The organism is Vibrio hepatarius, assembly GCF_001274785.1.
GTDB classification, from domain to species: Bacteria; Pseudomonadota; Gammaproteobacteria; order Enterobacterales; family Vibrionaceae; genus Vibrio; species Vibrio hepatarius.
On sequence record NZ_LHPI01000001.1, the window covers coordinates 140,579 to 157,884 of the forward strand.

15 protein-coding genes are annotated in these 17,306 nt (G+C 47.4%); 11 read left to right on the forward strand and 4 right to left on the reverse strand.

Annotation, left to right across the window (positions count from 1 at the left end; translation table 11 throughout):
- Nucleotides 1-3: 3 nt before the first annotated feature.
- Nucleotides 4-1,191 carry a glycine betaine/L-proline ABC transporter ATP-binding protein ProV gene (proV, locus tag AKJ31_RS00680; RefSeq protein WP_053407166.1) on the reverse strand — a complete coding sequence of 396 codons (1,188 nt, stop codon included), beginning with the start codon at nucleotides 1,189-1,191 and terminating at the stop codon, nucleotides 4-6.
- Nucleotides 1,192-1,575: 384 nt separating this feature from the next.
- Here proV and betI point away from each other — a divergent pair, with 384 nt between their 5' ends.
- From betI to choV, 6 genes are read left to right on the forward strand one after another with little or no spacing between them, the layout of a single operon-like run.
- Nucleotides 1,576-2,172, forward strand: a complete 597-nt coding sequence (gene betI, locus AKJ31_RS00685; RefSeq protein WP_053407167.1) for a transcriptional regulator BetI — start codon at nucleotides 1,576-1,578, stop codon at nucleotides 2,170-2,172.
- 21 nt (nucleotides 2,173-2,193) lie between these two features.
- Complete coding sequence (gene betB, locus AKJ31_RS00690; RefSeq protein ID WP_053407168.1) at nucleotides 2,194-3,654, forward strand: betaine-aldehyde dehydrogenase; 1,461 nt, start codon at nucleotides 2,194-2,196, stop codon at nucleotides 3,652-3,654.
- Nucleotides 3,655-3,679: 25 nt separating this feature from the next.
- Nucleotides 3,680-5,371, forward strand: a complete 1,692-nt coding sequence (gene betA, locus AKJ31_RS00695) for a choline dehydrogenase (protein WP_053407169.1) — start codon at nucleotides 3,680-3,682, stop codon at nucleotides 5,369-5,371.
- Nucleotides 5,372-5,407: 36 nt separating this feature from the next.
- Nucleotides 5,408-6,346 carry a choline ABC transporter substrate-binding protein gene (locus AKJ31_RS00700; RefSeq protein ID WP_053407170.1) on the forward strand — a complete coding sequence of 313 codons (939 nt, stop codon included), beginning with the start codon at nucleotides 5,408-5,410 and terminating at the stop codon, nucleotides 6,344-6,346.
- 49 nt (nucleotides 6,347-6,395) lie between these two features.
- Nucleotides 6,396-7,238: a choline ABC transporter permease subunit gene (gene choW / locus AKJ31_RS00705; RefSeq protein ID WP_053407171.1), complete on the forward strand. Its 843-nt coding sequence runs from the start codon at nucleotides 6,396-6,398 to the stop codon at nucleotides 7,236-7,238.
- Between the two features lie 2 nt (nucleotides 7,239-7,240).
- Nucleotides 7,241-8,428, forward strand: coding sequence for a choline ABC transporter ATP-binding protein (gene choV / locus AKJ31_RS00710; protein ID WP_053407172.1), 1,188 nt, complete (start codon nucleotides 7,241-7,243; stop codon nucleotides 8,426-8,428).
- 22 nt (nucleotides 8,429-8,450) lie between these two features.
- Here choV and AKJ31_RS00715 read toward each other — a convergent pair whose 3' ends face one another.
- Entirely contained in the window at nucleotides 8,451-9,293 is an 843-nt protein-coding gene (locus AKJ31_RS00715; RefSeq protein ID WP_053407173.1) for a tetratricopeptide repeat protein, read from the reverse strand.
- Nucleotides 9,294-9,608: 315 nt separating this feature from the next.
- On the opposite strand from AKJ31_RS00715, the gene ectA reads away from it, so the two are divergent.
- The 4 genes from ectA to AKJ31_RS00735 all read left to right on the forward strand — a co-directional run bounded on the left by ectA (nucleotide 9,609) and on the right by AKJ31_RS00735 (nucleotide 13,508).
- Nucleotides 9,609-10,151: a diaminobutyrate acetyltransferase gene (gene ectA, locus AKJ31_RS00720; protein ID WP_053407958.1), complete on the forward strand. Its 543-nt coding sequence runs from the start codon at nucleotides 9,609-9,611 to the stop codon at nucleotides 10,149-10,151.
- A 24-nt stretch (nucleotides 10,152-10,175) separates the two neighbouring features.
- Nucleotides 10,176-11,441 (forward strand): diaminobutyrate--2-oxoglutarate transaminase, encoded by a 1,266-nt coding sequence (gene ectB, locus AKJ31_RS00725; protein ID WP_053407174.1) that lies wholly within the window; start codon nucleotides 10,176-10,178, stop codon nucleotides 11,439-11,441.
- A 14-nt stretch (nucleotides 11,442-11,455) separates the two neighbouring features.
- On the forward strand, nucleotides 11,456-11,842 hold the full coding sequence (locus AKJ31_RS00730; RefSeq protein WP_053407175.1) for an ectoine synthase: 387 nt from the start codon (nucleotides 11,456-11,458) through the stop codon (nucleotides 11,840-11,842).
- A gap of 244 nt (nucleotides 11,843-12,086) precedes the next feature.
- The gene (locus tag AKJ31_RS00735) at nucleotides 12,087-13,508 is read left to right on the forward strand and encodes an aspartate kinase (RefSeq protein WP_053407176.1); all 1,422 of its coding nucleotides are present in this window, start codon (nucleotides 12,087-12,089) and stop codon (nucleotides 13,506-13,508) included.
- A 94-nt stretch (nucleotides 13,509-13,602) separates the two neighbouring features.
- On the opposite strand, the gene AKJ31_RS00740 is transcribed toward AKJ31_RS00735, so the two are convergent.
- Nucleotides 13,603-14,523 carry a polyprenyl-phosphate transporter gene (locus AKJ31_RS00740; protein WP_053407177.1) on the reverse strand — a complete coding sequence of 307 codons (921 nt, stop codon included), beginning with the start codon at nucleotides 14,521-14,523 and terminating at the stop codon, nucleotides 13,603-13,605.
- Between the two features lie 691 nt (nucleotides 14,524-15,214).
- On the opposite strand from AKJ31_RS00740, the gene gltS reads away from it, so the two are divergent.
- Nucleotides 15,215-16,441 carry a sodium/glutamate symporter gene (gltS, locus tag AKJ31_RS00745; protein WP_053407178.1) on the forward strand — a complete coding sequence of 409 codons (1,227 nt, stop codon included), beginning with the start codon at nucleotides 15,215-15,217 and terminating at the stop codon, nucleotides 16,439-16,441.
- Nucleotides 16,442-16,505: 64 nt separating this feature from the next.
- On the opposite strand, the gene AKJ31_RS00750 is transcribed toward gltS, so the two are convergent.
- Nucleotides 16,506-17,243 carry a PilZ domain-containing protein gene (locus AKJ31_RS00750; protein WP_053407179.1) on the reverse strand — a complete coding sequence of 246 codons (738 nt, stop codon included), beginning with the start codon at nucleotides 17,241-17,243 and terminating at the stop codon, nucleotides 16,506-16,508.
- Nucleotides 17,244-17,306: the final 63 nt, after the last annotated feature.

Genomic DNA, 17,306 nt, shown 5'->3' on the forward strand with positions numbered 1-17,306 from the left:
GTGTTAATCCTTATCTAACGTTTGTAGCAAGCGTGATTTAGTGACAACACCGAAATAGTTGCCGTTGTCGTCCACAACGGGAACCGAGTAAGGCACATTTGCCACAAGGCTTAAGATGTCATTAATCGGTTGGTCTGGCTTAAGAGTTAGACCGTCTTCCAATTGAGCGCTGGAAAGCGAACGGCTCTCTTTGTTTGCCGCACGTAATGAGTCTAGTGAGACGATGCCAGAGTAACGACTGGTTTTGTCAACGATAATCCCGTAGTCACGGTCGCTATCGATCAGAATCTGCATCGCGGAAGCCGGACCGTCATGCTCAGATTTCTTAAACACCGCTGCGGGCTTTTTACGCGCAATATCTTTGGCGGTCAGCACGCTAGCTACGTTTACGCCGCGGAAAAAGGCGCGTACATAATCATTGGCAGGGTGGTTGAGGATCTCGTCGGGCGTGCCGACTTGTACAACCGAACCGTTTTGCATGATTGCGATGCGGTCGCCGATACGCATTGCTTCATCCAAGTCATGGGAAATAAAGACGATGGTACGTTTGTCGTCGTTCTGTAGGCGAATCAGCTCGTCTTGCATCTCAGTTCGAATCAATGGGTCAAGCGCGGAAAACGCTTCGTCCATAAGCAAGATATCTGGGTCACACGCCAGTGCTCGTGCCAAGCCGACACGCTGCTTCATACCGCCCGAGAGTTCGTCAGGGAAGGACTCTGCATAGGCATCCAAACCTACGCGTTCTAATGCTGCTAGCGCGCTGGCTTTGCGTGTATCTGGGTCAACTCCAGCGAGCTCTAGGCCAAACGCTGCGTTTTCGATCACCGTCATATGAGGCATCAAGGCAAAGTTTTGGAAAACCATTGAGATGTTATTGCGGCGTACTTCGCGTAGCTCGTTTTCGGAGATGTGTGCGATGTCTTTGCCTTTGAGGAGAACGTTACCTTTTGAAGGTTCGATCAGGCGGTTAAGTAGGCGAACGAGAGTCGACTTACCGGAACCAGAAAGCCCCATGATAACGAAGATTTCCCCTTCTCGGATACTGAGGGAAACGTCGTTGACACCTATGGTTGCTCCAGTTTTTTCAAAGACTGCGTCTTTATCCGCACCTTGGTTGATCATTGCAAAGGCGCGTTCAGTCTCATCGCCAAACACTTTGTACAGTCCCTTAACTTCCAGTATGGGATCCATGTTGTTAGTCCTTTTGTGGCTATGTTTTGTTGATGAACGTTTAGTACTCTAAGTAAATATTTGGTAATTTTCAATGAATGCTGTTCTGTAAATAATGTTTCATCGACTTTTTACATTTAGTTTTGTTCATGTTTCAATTTTGACTTTTTGTGTAATTAGTTGTTTTTAAAGTAAAAATTAAACATAAACTTTAGTGTTATCCATAAAGAAACGGCGTAAAATCCAATTGTAAGTCGATCTTTTGTCCACTCCAATCTCACACTTTTTGGTTAGAGTTCATCTCTCAATTTTAATGTTAATAGTAAAAATAATTTGAGTACGAACTAATTTTCAGGCATTTTATATTTAACTGAACGTTCAATTAAAAATAAAAAAGGACGAAAAATGCCTAAAGTTGGGATGCCAAAAATACGCAAACCGCAGCTTGTGCAAGCCACAATGACGGTCATTGATCGCGTGGGTTTACATGCGGCGAGCATTTCTTTGATCAGTAAAGAGGCTGGGGTATCGACGGGGATCATTAACCATTACTTTGGCGGTAAGCACGGTCTGTTGGAAGAAACGATGCGCGAGATCTTGCGTCAGTTGTCTGAAACCATCACTGGCCGCTTACGTGAACTCCCAGCTGATGCACATAAGCAACGAATCAACGCCATTATTGACGGGAACTTCGTCGGCTTTCAGGCAGAGAACAAGGTGGCAAAAACTTGGCTCGCCTTCTGGTCGTACTCGATGCACGACCAACAACTTAAGCGATTGCAACGCGTCAACGAACGTCGTTTGCTTTCTCATTTGCTTATTGAACTCAAAGCACTTTTTGCCAAAGAGCAGGCCGAAGTGGTCGCTCATGGTATCGCGTCTTTGATTGATGGTATTTGGCTTCGTGGGACGCTCAACCCCGACGGGATCGATGCCGAAAAAGCGCGCACCATCATTAACGATTATCTGGATAAACAACTTACGTTTTATTCGCAAAAATAAACACAAAGTCAGCATCTTCATATGAAACTAAAATCATTATTTATCAATGGTAAAGCTTGCTCGGCCAGTTCTGGGGAGAGTTTTACTACTTACAATCCGGCCAACGGTGAACCGCTTGCTGAAATCGGTCAGGCGAGCGAGAGCGACGTCCAAGCAGCGATCGATTCAGCCAAGCACGGTTTTGCCATTTGGTCTGCTATGACGCCAATCGAGCGCAGTCGCATTTTGCTCAAAGCTGTCGCTATTCTGCGCGAACGCAACGATGAGCTAGCTAAGCTGGAAGTCGCCGATACTGGCAAACCACTGCAAGAAGCGCTCGAAGTCGACATCGTCACCGGTGCGGACGTGATTGAGTATTTCGCTGGACTGGTTCCTGCGATGCAGGGCGAGCAGCAGCCTCTGGGTCAATCGCAGTTTTTCTACACCCGACGTGAACCGTTAGGCATTTGCGCTGGCATCGGTGCGTGGAACTACCCAATCCAAATCGCGATGTGGAAATCGGCACCAGCACTCGCAGCGGGCAACGCGATGATCTTCAAGCCGTCAGAAGAAACGCCTTTGACCGCGTTGAAACTGGCGGAGATTTTTAGTGAAGCGGGGCTTCCTGACGGCGTATTCAACGTAGTTCAGGGTGATCATCGTGTTGGGCAAATGCTCACGGCACATCCAGAGATTGCCAAAGTGTCATTCACTGGTGAATCTGGTACTGGCAAGTTGGTTATGGCTGACAGCGCAAAAACGCTCAAAGATGTGACGATGGAGCTGGGCGGAAAGTCACCGATGATCGTGTTTGATGACGCCAAACTTGACGATGCGGTCTCTGCGGCGATGGTCGCAAACTTCTATACCCAAGGCGAAGTGTGTACCAATGGCACGCGCGTATTTGTCCACGAGTCGATTTACGATCAGTTTGTTGCTCAGCTTAAACAGCGCACCGAGAAACTGGTGGTTGGCGACCCAATGGATATGCAAACACAAATCGGTGCACTGATTTCCAACGACCATTTGCACAAAGTCCTCCATGCCATCGAGCAGGGTAAAGCGAGTGGTGCAACGTTACTTACCGGTGGCTACCAAGTGACAGAAAATGGTCTCGACAAAGGTAACTTTGTTGCACCTACCGTGTTTGTGGACTGTGACGATGCTATGCCTCATGTGCAGCAAGAAATTTTTGGTCCGGTGATGTCAGTACTGAAGTTCTCTGACGAACAAGAGGTTGTTCAGCGTGCCAATGCGACCGATTACGGCCTCGCCGCGGGCATCTTTACACAAAACTTGTCGCGTGCACACCGCGTTATTCATCAGCTCGAAGCCGGCATTTGCTGGGTAAATACTTGGGGGGACTCGCCGGCAGAGATGCCAGTCGGCGGCTACAAGCATTCTGGTGTTGGGCGTGAAAACGGCCCAGAAACCCTGCGTCATTACACACAAACCAAAAGTGTACTAATCGAGCTTGGCGATTTCGCCAGTCCTTACGCTTAAACGCTAACCTCAACGGAGACAACAAATGCAACAACGCTACGATTACATTATCGTCGGCGCGGGTTCGGCCGGCTGTGTGTTGGCGGACAGGCTGACGGAAAGCGGAGAAAATCAGGTGCTGCTACTGGAAGCCGGTGGTACCGACAAGAGCATTTTCATTCAGATGCCGACCGCGCTGTCGTACCCGATGAATACCGAAAAATACGCGTGGCAGTTCGAAACCGAACAAGAAAAAGGCCTCGATGGACGTAAGCTGCATTGCCCGCGTGGTAAAGTGCTCGGTGGCAGTTCGTCGATCAATGGCATGGTGTATGTTCGTGGTCACGCGTGCGACTTTGATGAGTGGGAAGAACACGGTGCGAAAGGCTGGAACTACCAAGCGTGTTTACCGTATTTCCGTCGAGCAGAGTCTTGGCAAGGCGGTGCGGACGAATACCGCGGTGGCGAAGGCCCGTTAGGTACTTGCAACGGTAACGATATGGCGCTCAACCCACTCTACCAAGCGTTTATCGATGCAGGTCAGCAAGCGGGTTACCCACAAACAGACGACTACAACGGTTATCAGCAAGAAGGCTTTGGGCCGATGCACATGACCGTCGACAAAGGCGTACGCGCTTCGACCTCTAACGCGTACTTAAGGCGTGCACTCAAGCGTTCAAACTTGACGCTCGTTAAAGGTGTGGTCGTGCGCAAAGTGCTGCTTGACGGTAAGAAGGCCGTTGGCGTTGAGTTTGAAAAGCGCGGTAACGTACAGCAGTGTTACGCGGCAAAAGAAGTGATCTCATCAGCGGGTTCTATTGGCTCGGTGCAACTGCTGCAACTGTCGGGTATCGGACCCAAAGCAGTACTGGAAAAGGCTGGAGTTGAGGTCGCGCACGAGCTGCCGGGTGTGGGTGAAAACCTGCAAGACCACCTTGAGGTCTACTTCCAATATCATTGCAAACAGCCGATCACGCTCAACAGTAAGCTAGATCTGGTGAGCAAAGGGTTGATTGGTACTGAATGGATCCTGACTCGCAAAGGTCTCGGCGCAACCAACCATTTTGAATCGTGTGCGTTTATCCGCTCTCGCAAAGGTCTTAAGTGGCCGAACATTCAATATCATTTCCTACCAGCCGCGATGCGCTATGACGGACAAGCCGCATTTGACGGTCATGGATTCCAAGTCCACGTTGGCCCGAACAAGCCGGAAAGCCGCGGCACGGTTGCGATTACTTCGGCAAGTCCACACGACAAACCACGTATCGAATTCAATTACATTTCGACCCAACAAGACCGCCAAGACTGGCGTGACTGTATTCGTCTGACGCGCGAGATCTTAATGCAGCCAGCGATGGATGAGTATCGCGGCGAAGAGATCCAACCGGGCATGGATATTAAGAGTGATGACGCGATCGATGAGTGGGTCAAAGAGAACGTCGAAAGTGCTTATCACCCTTCTTGCAGCTGCAAAATGGGCGCCGATGATGACCCGATGGCGGTACTGGATGAAACGTGCCGAGTGCGCGGTATCCAAGGCCTACGAGTGGTGGACTCTTCAATCTTCCCAACGATTCCAAACGGCAACCTCAATGCGCCAACCATTATGGTCGCCGAGCGTGCTGCGGACATGATTCTTAACAAAGCGCCGCTGCCAACACAAGATCTACCAGTGTGGATAGCCCCACAATGGCAGGAAAAACAACGAATTAATTCACCAAAAAGAAAATTGGGCTAAGTCCCCAAAGTCAGTAATTAATATAAGGAAATTAATATGTCTATGAAGACAAAAATGCTCTCAACTCTCGCGCTAAGTACCTTAGCGATGAACGCTTATGCTAACCAATGTGAAACCGTGCGTTTTGCTGATGTCGGTTGGACCGACATTACCGCGACCACAGCGGTAACAAGCGAGCTACTGAAAGGCATGGGTTATAAAACCAAAACCGACCTGCTTTCTGTGCCAGTGACGTACTCGTCGATGGCGAACGGTGATATCGATATCTTCCTTGGCAACTGGATGCCAACAATGGAGGGAGATATCGCTAAATACCGTGAAGCGGGAACGGTTGAAACCGTGCGCGCTAACCTCGAAGGGGCTAAGTACACACTAGCTGTACCGAAGTACGTTTACGATGCTGGGGTGAAAAGCTTCGCTGATTTAGCGAAACACGCGGACAAGTTCCGCGACCGCATCTACGGCATTGAGCCGGGGAACGATGGTAACCGTTTGATCCAATCGATGATCGACGAGAACGCATTTGGCCTGAAAGACTTTAGCCTCGTTGAATCGAGTGAAGCAGGCATGGTTTCGCAGGTATCACGCGCTGCGCGTCGCAACCAGTGGATTGTCTACCTAGGTTGGGCGCCGCATCCGATGAACAGCAACATCGAAATGGAGTACCTCGACGGTGGTGACGACTATTTTGGTCCTAACTATGGGGGCGCGAACGTGTACACCAACGTACGTGCTGACTACCTCAACCAATGTCAAAACGTAGGTCAGTTGCTGAAGAATCTCGAGTTCAGCCTTGAGATGGAAAATGAGCTGATGGAAGCGATCCTCAACGAGAAAGTGAAGCCTGCAAAAGCTGCGCAGCAGTGGCTGAAGCAAAACCCTGAGCAAATCGAAACTTGGCTACAAGGCGTGAAGACGCTAGAGGGCGAAGATGCAGCTCAAGCGGTAAGCAACTATATCAACTCAAAAGCGTAATCAAACAGGGTGGGCTGCAAAGGCTCACCCTAACAAACAAAGGTGTATTGTGAATTTTATTACAGACAACAAAATCCCCTTAGGTCAATGGATGGAAACGGGCGTAGATTGGTTGACGACCAATGCGTCTGGCTTGTTTGACGCGATTTCCATTTTTCTCGAAACCATCATTCTTTTTGTTGTAGACATTTTTAAGTGGATGCCGCCAGCGGCACCTATCGTACTGACGGCTGCGATCGCATGGTATTTGCACCGCAGCGTGCCACTGGTGCTGTTTATTGTCGCAGCGCTACTGACCATTTTGAACCTTGGATACTGGCAAGAAATGCTGGAAACCTTTGTCTTAGTCTTCGCGGCGACAACGATTTCCGTATTAATTGGTGTTCCTCTCGGCATTATGGCGGCACACCGTCCTTGGTTATATACGCTGCTCAGACCAATCCTCGATTTGATGCAGACGGTGCCGACTTTTGTTTACCTGATCCCGACACTGGTTCTGTTTGGTTTGGGTATCGTTCCGGGGCTTATCTCGACCATCATTTTCGCCATCGCAGCGCCAATCCGCTTAACCTACCTTGGGATCACTAAGGTGCCTGAAGAGCTGATTGAAGCGGGTAAAGCGTTTGGTGCCAACCGTATGAAGTTGCTGTTCAAAGTCGAGCTTCCTGCTGCGATGCCAAGCATTATGGCAGGGGTGACTCAGTGCATTATGTTGTCACTGTCGATGGTGGTGATTGCTGCGCTGGTTGGCGCGGATGGTTTAGGTAAACCTGTTGTTCGTGCGCTCAATACGGTGAACATTTCGCAAGGCTTTGAAGCCGGACTGGCGATTGTACTTGTCGCGATCATTCTCGACCGCTTATGTAAAACACCTAACCAGAAGGAAGCATAATCATGGACGCAATTACGATTAAAAACCTTGATGTGGTATTTGGTGACCAGCAACAGAAAGCGTTGGAGTTACTCGACCAAGGCAAAGCTCGTCAGGAGATCATCGATCAAACCGGTCAAGTTGTTGGTGTGGATAACGTCAGCATGAGCGTTAAAGAGGGTGAAATCTGTGTCTTGATGGGGCTTTCTGGCTCAGGCAAATCCAGTTTGCTAAGGGCGGTGAATGGTTTGAATACCATCTCGCGCGGCGCACTGGAAATCAAAGACGGCGAGCAGAAAGTTGATTTGGCCGATTGTGACGAAACCACGCTGCGTCATCTGCGTACTCACCGTATTTCGATGGTGTTCCAGAAGTTCGCTCTAATGCCTTGGCTGAGTGTGCTTGATAACGTCGCGTTTGGCCTAGAGATGCAAGGTATGCCTAAAGCTGAGCGCAGAGAGAAAGCCAAGCAGCAACTTGATATGGTTGGGTTGACTGAATGGGCAGATAAGTTTCCACACGAGCTCTCAGGTGGTATGCAGCAACGTGTCGGTCTGGCGCGCGCTTTTGCTATGGATACCGATATCTTGTTGATGGATGAACCGTTTTCCGCGCTTGACCCGCTGATCCGTGCACAGTTGCAAGACGAGCTGATCGTACTGCAAGAAAAGCTCAACAAGACCATCTTGTTTGTTAGTCATGATCTGGATGAAGCACTGAAAATAGGCAACAACATTGCGATTATGGAGTCGGGGAAACTTATCCAACACGGTAAACCAGAACAGATCGTATTGCAGCCAGAAACCGAATACGTTCGTGATTTCGTCGCGCACACCAATCCATTGAATGTGTTAAAAGGACGCTCGTTAATGCAGCCAGTGAGCGAGCTAAAGCAGCAGCAAGACAAACTAGAAGTCTGTTCGGCTAAGCAAGTATGGGTAGAGCAAACACCCGCGAGTGTTCAGCTTGTGGAAGGCAAAGACCTCAAGTTGATTGAGTGGCAACAAGGTCAGTTTGACATTGCTCAGGTGAACCAGAATACCATCGTAGTGGCTAGCCCAGAGATTGGTATGAGAGAAGCGATTGAGCTTAAGCAGCGTAGCGGTCAGCCGATACTGCTGGTCGAAAATGGTAAGTTGGTGGGTGTACTCAACGACAGCAACTTCTATGACGCGTTGCTAGGCAATTACAACGCTCCACAAGCGGCGTAGCTTGCGGAGCGGTTGGGTAGCCTTAGTGGTCGTGATGTAGTAAGGCATCAAAGCGTGGGTTACCGTGTAGCCCTTCTAAATCAGGCTCTGTATTGATCAGGTCACGGATAGAAGGGCTCGCTTCGATCGCGCGCTCCAAGTCTTCAATCGCTTGCTCTTCAACCCCAAGACGAGAGTAGGCACACGCACGTTGATACAGCGCCGGTCCGTTGGTTGTATCGAGTTCAAGCACTCGGTTTGAAAGGCTGAGTGCCCAGTGGTACTCGTTGATTTCCATCGCAGCGTCAGCTTTGTACGTCAGTGCTTCCAAATCCCCTGGGCGAATGCCCAAAATCTCATCGTATACATCAATTTTCTGCTCTGGCGTCGGCATGCTTTGCGCACGCAGCCACAGGTTGTGGATCTCGTTGATCTTTTCGATTTCTTTGTTGTTCTCACTGATGATGCGCGTCTTACGTTTCAAGTCGCGCTCCAGCACGCTGAACTTCTTCTCGTACTCTTTAGCTATCGTATCAAGGCGTTTGTCCGCCATCTCTCTGGTGTTGCTCTTAAACTCATTGAGAGACTGCCAGCCGACAAATGCGATCAAAGAAGCCACACCCGCAATGATGTAGAAAAAGTAAGTGACGGTGACATTCGCATAGTTGAGCGACTTGTCAGCGACGGATAACTCACGGTCAGTAATTTGAACAGTAAGCTTTCTCTCTAAGTCTTGCTGTTCTTGTCTTAATGCTTTGAGCTCATCAAGTATGTATCGCTCCATGAGCGGGCGGTCTAGCAAGTCGCTCTCAGAGTATGACTTTTGTTCGGCGAGTGTTGGCTGGACAAAAGAAAACAGCCCCAAGAGAAGTATCAAAATGCGCATAGCAAGTCATCCGGTTAAATCTTTGTTTTATCGTCAGAAGAAACTTAACAAATTCGTGCGCCAGTTAGTATGGCAATTGAGAGGAAATTTACCTTCTTACACGAAAAAAAGTGGCAACTCTTTCGTCCTCAAATCGAATTTTTACCGTGAAATGAAACTGCAACAATTTAGAGTTCTAATCATTTTTTGGCGATTTTATGGGTTGTTTTTGTGATTTGTGTCACATAAAATGGGATATGTTTTGATTTTAACCGGAGGGGATGCGCGATAATAAATGCGAAATTTGTTTAGAGTTCAAAGGAAATGTTTTTGCACATGATTACATCAGCGCCTTGGGTGATGTATCCCGAAATCGGTGAGACCCCAAGTAAAAAATGGAATTTTCGTGAACCTAGCAGAGCGGATGGAGGCAAGATCTTCGGTTTAATCGCAGATTGTCCGCCTTTGGATGTTAACTCTTCGTACTGCAATTTTCTTCAAGCCGCGCATTTCAGCGACACTTGTATCATCGCAGAGCAAGACAAAGACATTGCTGGTTTTATCTCAAGCTACAAGAAACCCAGTGATCCAAATGTGTTGTTCGTATGGCAAGTGGCTGTATCTCCACGCTATCGCGGTAAAGGCTTGGCTTACAAAATGCTCGACCAGTTGTTACAGCGTCAATCGCTGCAAGGTGTCGATGCGGTAGAAACCACTATCACCAAAGACAACGACGCGTCTTGGTCGTTGTTCAAGAAGCTAGATTCCAATAACGGTGATCGTGGTGAAGTCAGCACGTTCTTAGACGAAGAAGCACATTTCAAAGGCACGCACGATACCGAATATTTGTATCGCATCCCTTTAAATAATCCTCAATAAAAAGGAGCCATAACGGTCTTTCACATGGATATTTTTAAAAAACAAGAATCCAAAGTACGTTCATACTCAAACAGTTTTCCAGTGGTATTCAAAAAAGCAAAAGGTTGCTGGCTAGAAACTGAGCAAGGCGAGCGCTATCTGGACTTTCTTGCTGGCGCCGGTTCGCTTAACTACGGTCACAACAACCCAGTTCTTAAGCAAGCATTGCTTGAATACATCGAAGCAGACGGCATCACACATGGATTGGATATGCATTCCGACGCGAAAGCGACGTTTCTTAAATCGCTCCAGCGTTACATCCTTGCTCCACGAGACCTAGATTACAAAGTCCAGTTTACTGGTCCAACAGGTACTAACGCTGTTGAAGCCGCGCTGAAACTAGCGCGTAAAGTGACTGGTCGTAGCAACATTGTTGCATTCACAAATGGTTTCCACGGCTGTACTGCGGGTGCGCTGGCAGCAACAGGTAACCAGCATCACCGTCAGGGTAATGGTGCACCGCTGAACAACGTCACTCGTATTCCGTATGACGGTTACGCGAACGTTGATGGTTTAGCGCTGTTCGAAACCATGCTGTCTGACAACTCAAGCGGTATGGACAAGCCTGCGGCAGTTTTGCTTGAAACAGTTCAGGGTGAAGGTGGCTTGAATGTCGCATCAAACGAGTGGCTACAACGCCTGAGCAAAATCTGTAAAGCAAACGATATTCTATTGATCGTTGACGACATCCAAGCGGGTTGTGGTCGTACTGGTACCTTCTTCAGTTTCGAACCATCGGGCATCAAACCAGACATGGTGACGCTATCGAAATCAATCGGTGGCTACGGTCTGCCAATGGCGGTGGTATTGCTGAAGCCTGAGCTTGACCAATGGAAACCGGGTGAGCACAACGGTACGTTCCGTGGTAACAACCATGCTTTCGTTACAGCAGCAAAAGCACTTGAAATTTATTGGGCAGACGACCAGTTCGAAACGCACATTGGTCAATGTTCAGAGACGGTGTCTAACACGATTCAGCGCCTGCTTAAGCGTTACCCTGAGTTGTTTGTTCAGCAGAAAGGTCGCGGCATGATGATCGGTATTGAATGTCGCAATGGTGACCTTTCGGATGAGATCGCTAAGACCTGTTTTGAACTGGGTATGGTGATTGAAACCGCGGGTCCTGACGATGAAATCGTCAAGTTCTTCTGCCCACTGACGATTACCGAGCAAGAACTCGAGCAAGGCATGAGCATTTTTGAAAATGCGGTAGAGAGCGTTGCAACAAAATACTTTAAAAAAGCATCATAACAAGGAAGAAAAACATGATTGTTAGAACACTAGATGAGTGTCGAAACAGTGAACGTAGAGTCGTAGCAGAAACATGGGAAAGTGTCCGCATGTTGTTGAAAGATGACAAAATGGGTTTTTCTTTCCATATCACGACCATCTTTGAAGGAACCGAAACACATATCCACTACCAGAACCACCTAGAGTCGGTGTACTGCATGAGTGGTGAAGGTGAAATCGAAGTGGTTGGCGGTGAAACTTACCCAATCAAACCGGGTACTTTGTACATTCTCGATAAACATGACGAGCATTACCTGCGCGCCTACAAGGGCAAAGAGATGGTTATGGCTTGTGTTTTCAATCCACCGATCACCGGCGCCGAAGTGCACGATGAAAACGGTGTCTACCCTCTGGTTGATTGATACTAATCGTAGTAAGCAACTGTTCACCCTTGCTGGTTAAAATGCCCGATAACTACGTTAGAATTTTTGACTGTAGAAACACTACTTATCAAAAAATTCTGCCTTGTTCTCAAGCATTTTTCCTGCGCAATCCCTGAACACTTACTTACGGTGATTAGTATGACCAGCAGCGAGTGGGGCCGTGTGCCCCGCTATCTCAAATCCTCCTCACTCCCATGTCATTAAATAATCGAGGTTATCTAATATGACTTATACCGTAGAAAAAATCGGCGGTACATCAATGACAGCATTCGATGCTGTACTCGAAAACATCATCCTACGTCCAGAAGAGCACTACAAACGTGCATTTGTGGTGTCTGCGTACGGCGGTATTACCGATGCGCTATTGGAATGTAAGAAAACCGGCAAGCCTGGCGTTTACCAATTGATTGCGAAGCGGGATGAAGAATGGCGAGAGGCTCTGGATTATGTTGAGAAGCGTATGCTGTTGACCAACGAAAACATCTTTGCAGACCCAATGAATCGTATGCGAGCGGACAAGTTTATTCGCTCACGTATTTCTGAAGCGAAAAACTGTGTGACCAATATTATGGAAACGTGTCAGTACGGCCAGTTTTCGTTGAGACAGTACTTGCCACAGATTCGCGAATTTCTGTCGTCATTGGGTGAAGCACACAGCGCGTTTAATACTGCGTTAAAGCTGAAAAATATGGGCATCAACGCCACTTTTGTTGACCTATCAGGCTGGGATACACAAACGCCAAAAAGCTTGGATGAAACCATTCAAGACGCGTTTGACGGTATCGATATGGACAAAGAACTGCCGATCGTGACGGGTTACGCCTATTGTAAAGAAGGCCTGATGACGACCTACGATCGCGGCTACAGTGAAATGACGTTCAGTCGAATTGCCTCCATTACTAACGCGGATTTGGCGATCATCCACAAAGAGTATCACTTGAGCTCGGCAGACCCTCGTGTGGTTGGCCCTGAGAAAGTGTTACCAATTGGTCATACTAACTATGACGTCGCTGACCAGTTAGCAAACTTGGGTATGGAAGCGATTCACCCGAATGCCGCGGCTGGCCTACGCGAAAGCGGTATTGAGCTGCAAATCAAGAATACTTTTGAGCCAGAGCATCAAGGCACCTTAATCTCAAGTCAGTACAAACCAGACGAAGACCGCGTTGAGATCATCGCAGGCAAAGAGAAAGTATTTGCTTTGCACTTGTTCGACCAAGCGATGGTTGGCCAGGTGGATAACGTAAGCTGTGAGTTGATGGAAATTATCTCAGACGCCCGCGTGAATCTGATTGGTAAAGAGATGAACGCAAACTCAATTACGTACTATTTGGGTGGCAGTGCTGAGAGCCTGAACAAGGTGCTATACAAAGCCGAAAAACGTTATCCGAAAGCGTCGATCAAAGGACGTATGGTGGCGCTGATCTCTGTGATTGGTTCACAGATTGATACCAACAAAGCGTTGGCTCAGGGTGTATTGGCACTGATGAACAGCGGTATTACACCAGCAGCGCTGCACTCATCGATGCGTAACGTCAACGTGCAGTTTGTGGTGAGTGACAAAGAGTACCAGAAAGCGATTTGTGCCTTACACGAAGAGTTGTTTGCCAAGCAAGACCACATTGCGATTGGTCAAGTCGCTTAATCCAGAACAAAAACTAATCATCTCCCCCTAACAAAAAGGCGATACCTAAAAGGTATCGCCTTTTCTTTAATTACTTGTTCTTCGATTGCTTGGTTTAGATATCGCGGTTTTCGGCAAACTTCTCTAAACCGAGAACCAGAGCTATCGCACACACCATCAATACGATGGCGATGCCCAGTTGCGCTGGCTGTGATGTGACTGCTTCAAAATCAAAAGGCGATAAGTTCTCTTGCAGCAACGGTACTTGCTCACCTTTAGAATTCGTGCGCCATGTCAGCGTTTCTTTCCATGGCCAGATCTTAGGCAGTGTGCCCAGCATCAAACCGGTCAAGAACACTAAAGTAAAATCGCGAAAGCGTCTTAATAGCCACGACAGTAAATGTGAAAACGTCAGTAAACCGGCTACACAGCCTGAGAGAAACAGCGCCAGAATCGAGATATCAAACGACTTCACCGCGCCAAGCACGGGGGTATACATACCGATAAGCAGCAAAATGAAACTACCCGAAATACCCGGTAAGATCATCGCACAAATCGCGATCGAGCCCGCCAGCAACACGTTAAGGCTTGTTGGCTCCATATGCAGAGGTTTTAGTACCGTAATGCTATACGCGAATGCGACGCCGAGCAGTAGGAAGACAAAGCGGCTAAGCGTGCGCTGTTCGACCTGTTTAAGCATGTGAAACACCGAGACCAAAATCAGACCAAAGAAGAATGACCATAGTGGGATCGGGTGAGTGACTAATAACCAAGAGATTAATTTCGCCAAGGTGGCAATGCTGATGAAAATACCACCAAACAGTGAGATCAAGAATAAGCCATTGATGTGATTGAATGCGGCTTTGAAGCCATCACGCTTCCAGATACCTAAGAGACTAGGGTTAACGCGTCGAATGCTTTCGAGCAGAGTGTCGTAAATGCCAGTAATAAAAGCGATAGTGCCACCTGAAACGCCTGGTACTACGTCAGCAGCGCCCATCGCTACCCCTTTCAGGAAAGTCGTAAAATAGTTCATGCTACTCGGTTGATAAAGTTAGGTGCTACGAGTATATCGACTCTAAGTTAAAAAAAGTATGAAAAATATTAAACTGATAGAAGCATTTATAAGAATCTTGTTTAATATTGTTTTGCAATTTATTCGCAAATTGCAATTTCATTTTGCATTCTGGTAACTCAATCCGCATAAAAAACGTGTGTTTCACTGCAAATATAGGCTTTAAAAAGTTGGCACGCATACTGCATTAATACAAATGACCCTTTTTAAGCCGAGGGTCACCTAGCCAACTGACGTTGTTAGTGAATGCATTTTGTTCACACAATATATAAGCCAATCGACTTTTGCGATTGGCTCTTTTTTTACCTGAAATTCGTCCAAACCACATTTAATTCATCATGTTAGGTAACTTGAACGTGCTTCAAGTTTACACCTGTCAAGCGCACGTTTTTACAGCCTAGGCTCGACAAATTGCTCTAACTCCATTAATAATGTCGCCTTTCGTTTGGTGCCCACGATGAAAAATCGGGGTATTGCTGTTGAAATGGAGTGGGAGTCCCCGCTGTAGAGAGGAAACTTTTCAATAGAGAAATTTTAATAATCGCATAGGAAAATCGCGCGACTTTCGCGTGTGCTTGCACCTAGCGATGAGCCAGTTTCAATGGCTCTTAACTCATTAGGGAAGATGAGTGACGAACAATAAAGAGGTTATATGAATCAGATAATTTCAATTGGACCGTTAGAATCTTTCTTAATCGCCATCAGCGTTCTATTCTTAGGTCACTTTGTCAATTCTAAGCTACCGATACTAAAGAAATTCAACATCCCAGAGCCCATTGTAGGTGGCTTAATTGTTGCCGTTTTTATTACCTTTATGCATTTCAATGGGGTGGATTTAGAATTTTCGCTTCCGCTGCAAAACGTATTTATGCTGATGTTTTTCAGCACCGTTGGCCTTGCGGCGAACTACACGCAGTTGATGAAAGGTGGCGCTAAAGTCTTTGTTTTCCTAGCGGTCGCATCGTTTTACATCATTATCCAAAATGGGGTAGGCGTTTCATTGGCGACGGCGTTGGGGCTCGATCCTTTGATGGGCTTAATCGCAGGCTCGATTACGCTCTCTGGCGGGCACGGAACTGGCGCGGCGTGGTCAACAACGTTTACCGAAAACTATGGCTTGAGCAATACGCTTGAGATCGCGATGGCGTCAGCGACATTTGGCCTGATCATTGGCGGTATTATCGGTAGTCCAGTGGCGCAGAAACTGGTTGATAAGAACAACTTCGAGTCCGAGTATGGCCGTGGTACGCAAACTCACCAGAAGTTCCCAGAAGTCATTACCTACAATGAGTACGAAGAAGACAAAGTCACAGCGAAGAAAGTGATAGAAGTACTGTTTATTCTGCTGATTTGTGTCACGGGTGCGAAATACCTAGAGCAATGGGTTAGCAGCTTTGAAGTCAAATGGTTGATGATTCCAGATTTTGTTTACGCGCTATTTATCGGCGTGTTCATCACCAACATTCTTGAAGTGACGAAACTGCATAAAGTGAATGCGGAAACCATCGATATTTTGGGCACGGTGGCGTTGTCGCTGTTCTTGGCGATGGCGTTGATGAGCTTAAAGCTTTGGAACATTTTCGACCTTGCGATTCCATTCTTGGTCATTTTGGCGGTGCAATCTGTCGTGCTCGGTATCTTTGCCTACTTCGTGACGTTCAAAGTGATGGGGTCTAACTACGATGCTGCCGTGATCGCTGGTGGTCACTGCGGTTTTGGCTTAGGCGCGACGCCAACAGCAGTAATGAATATGGGCTCAATCGTGAATAAATTTGGCCCTTCACCACAAGCGTTTATGGTGGTGCCTATCGTTGGCGCGTTCTTTATCGATATCGTCAACCTAGTGATTCTACAAGGCTACATCTCTTTCCTCGGGTAGTTGAGTCAGCTGCAAATAAAAACGCCCTGTTGGTGACAACAGGGCGTTTTTTGTTAGGTGTTATTTACTTGAGTCTCAATCGAGTGCCATCAAATTTAAAATGACTGAGTAAATCCTTGGCGTTGGTTTTACCTGGTTCGTTAAATTTCACACCGTATTTGGCGTACTGCATCGAACGTTGTAAGTTGCACACCGTTCCGTATAGCGGTTCAAACGAACTGACTCGACCTGATTTGATTAATACGTAAAGCGCGATCTCTTCACCGATTTGGAAAGTGTGGTTGAGTGGAGAAGTTATAAATCGGCAGCCGCTTTTCGATAAATCACGAATCTCGCAGTCAAATTTTCTACCTTCAGAGACAACTTTCGCTTCCAAGTTAACTTCAAATCTCGGCTCCTTACGCAGTTGAGAAACCTGCATGGTCGGCGGGATTGAAAGCATCACCATCGGCAAAGGGTCTTTGACAATGTGGTGTATCTGGCTACGAAAATGAATCACTGCCCCTTCACCTCGCGGTGATATTGCCCTAATCGTCGACCAAAAGCCCTCTTGGAAGAAGTGATCAAGGTCTGTCTCCGGTACTTTGTCAGGCAACTCCGCAAGAATCATACTGCTCGAATGCGTGCCGATAAAAGCCGTTTTACAACGAAAGGTCATGCCAACTGGTGTCGTGATACCCATAGTAAGTTCGCCGCCATGTTCGATCATGGCTAAGGCATCAGCACTATGGACGGTGGTGACACTTCTGTCTTTACTCTCGGGATGTGAATCCTGGTCCTTCTCTACCGCTTGGGTATTCATCTAGTCTCCCTTTATCCCGCGTGTTATGTTTTTAATTAACGGGAAGATATCGTTAGTCATAAT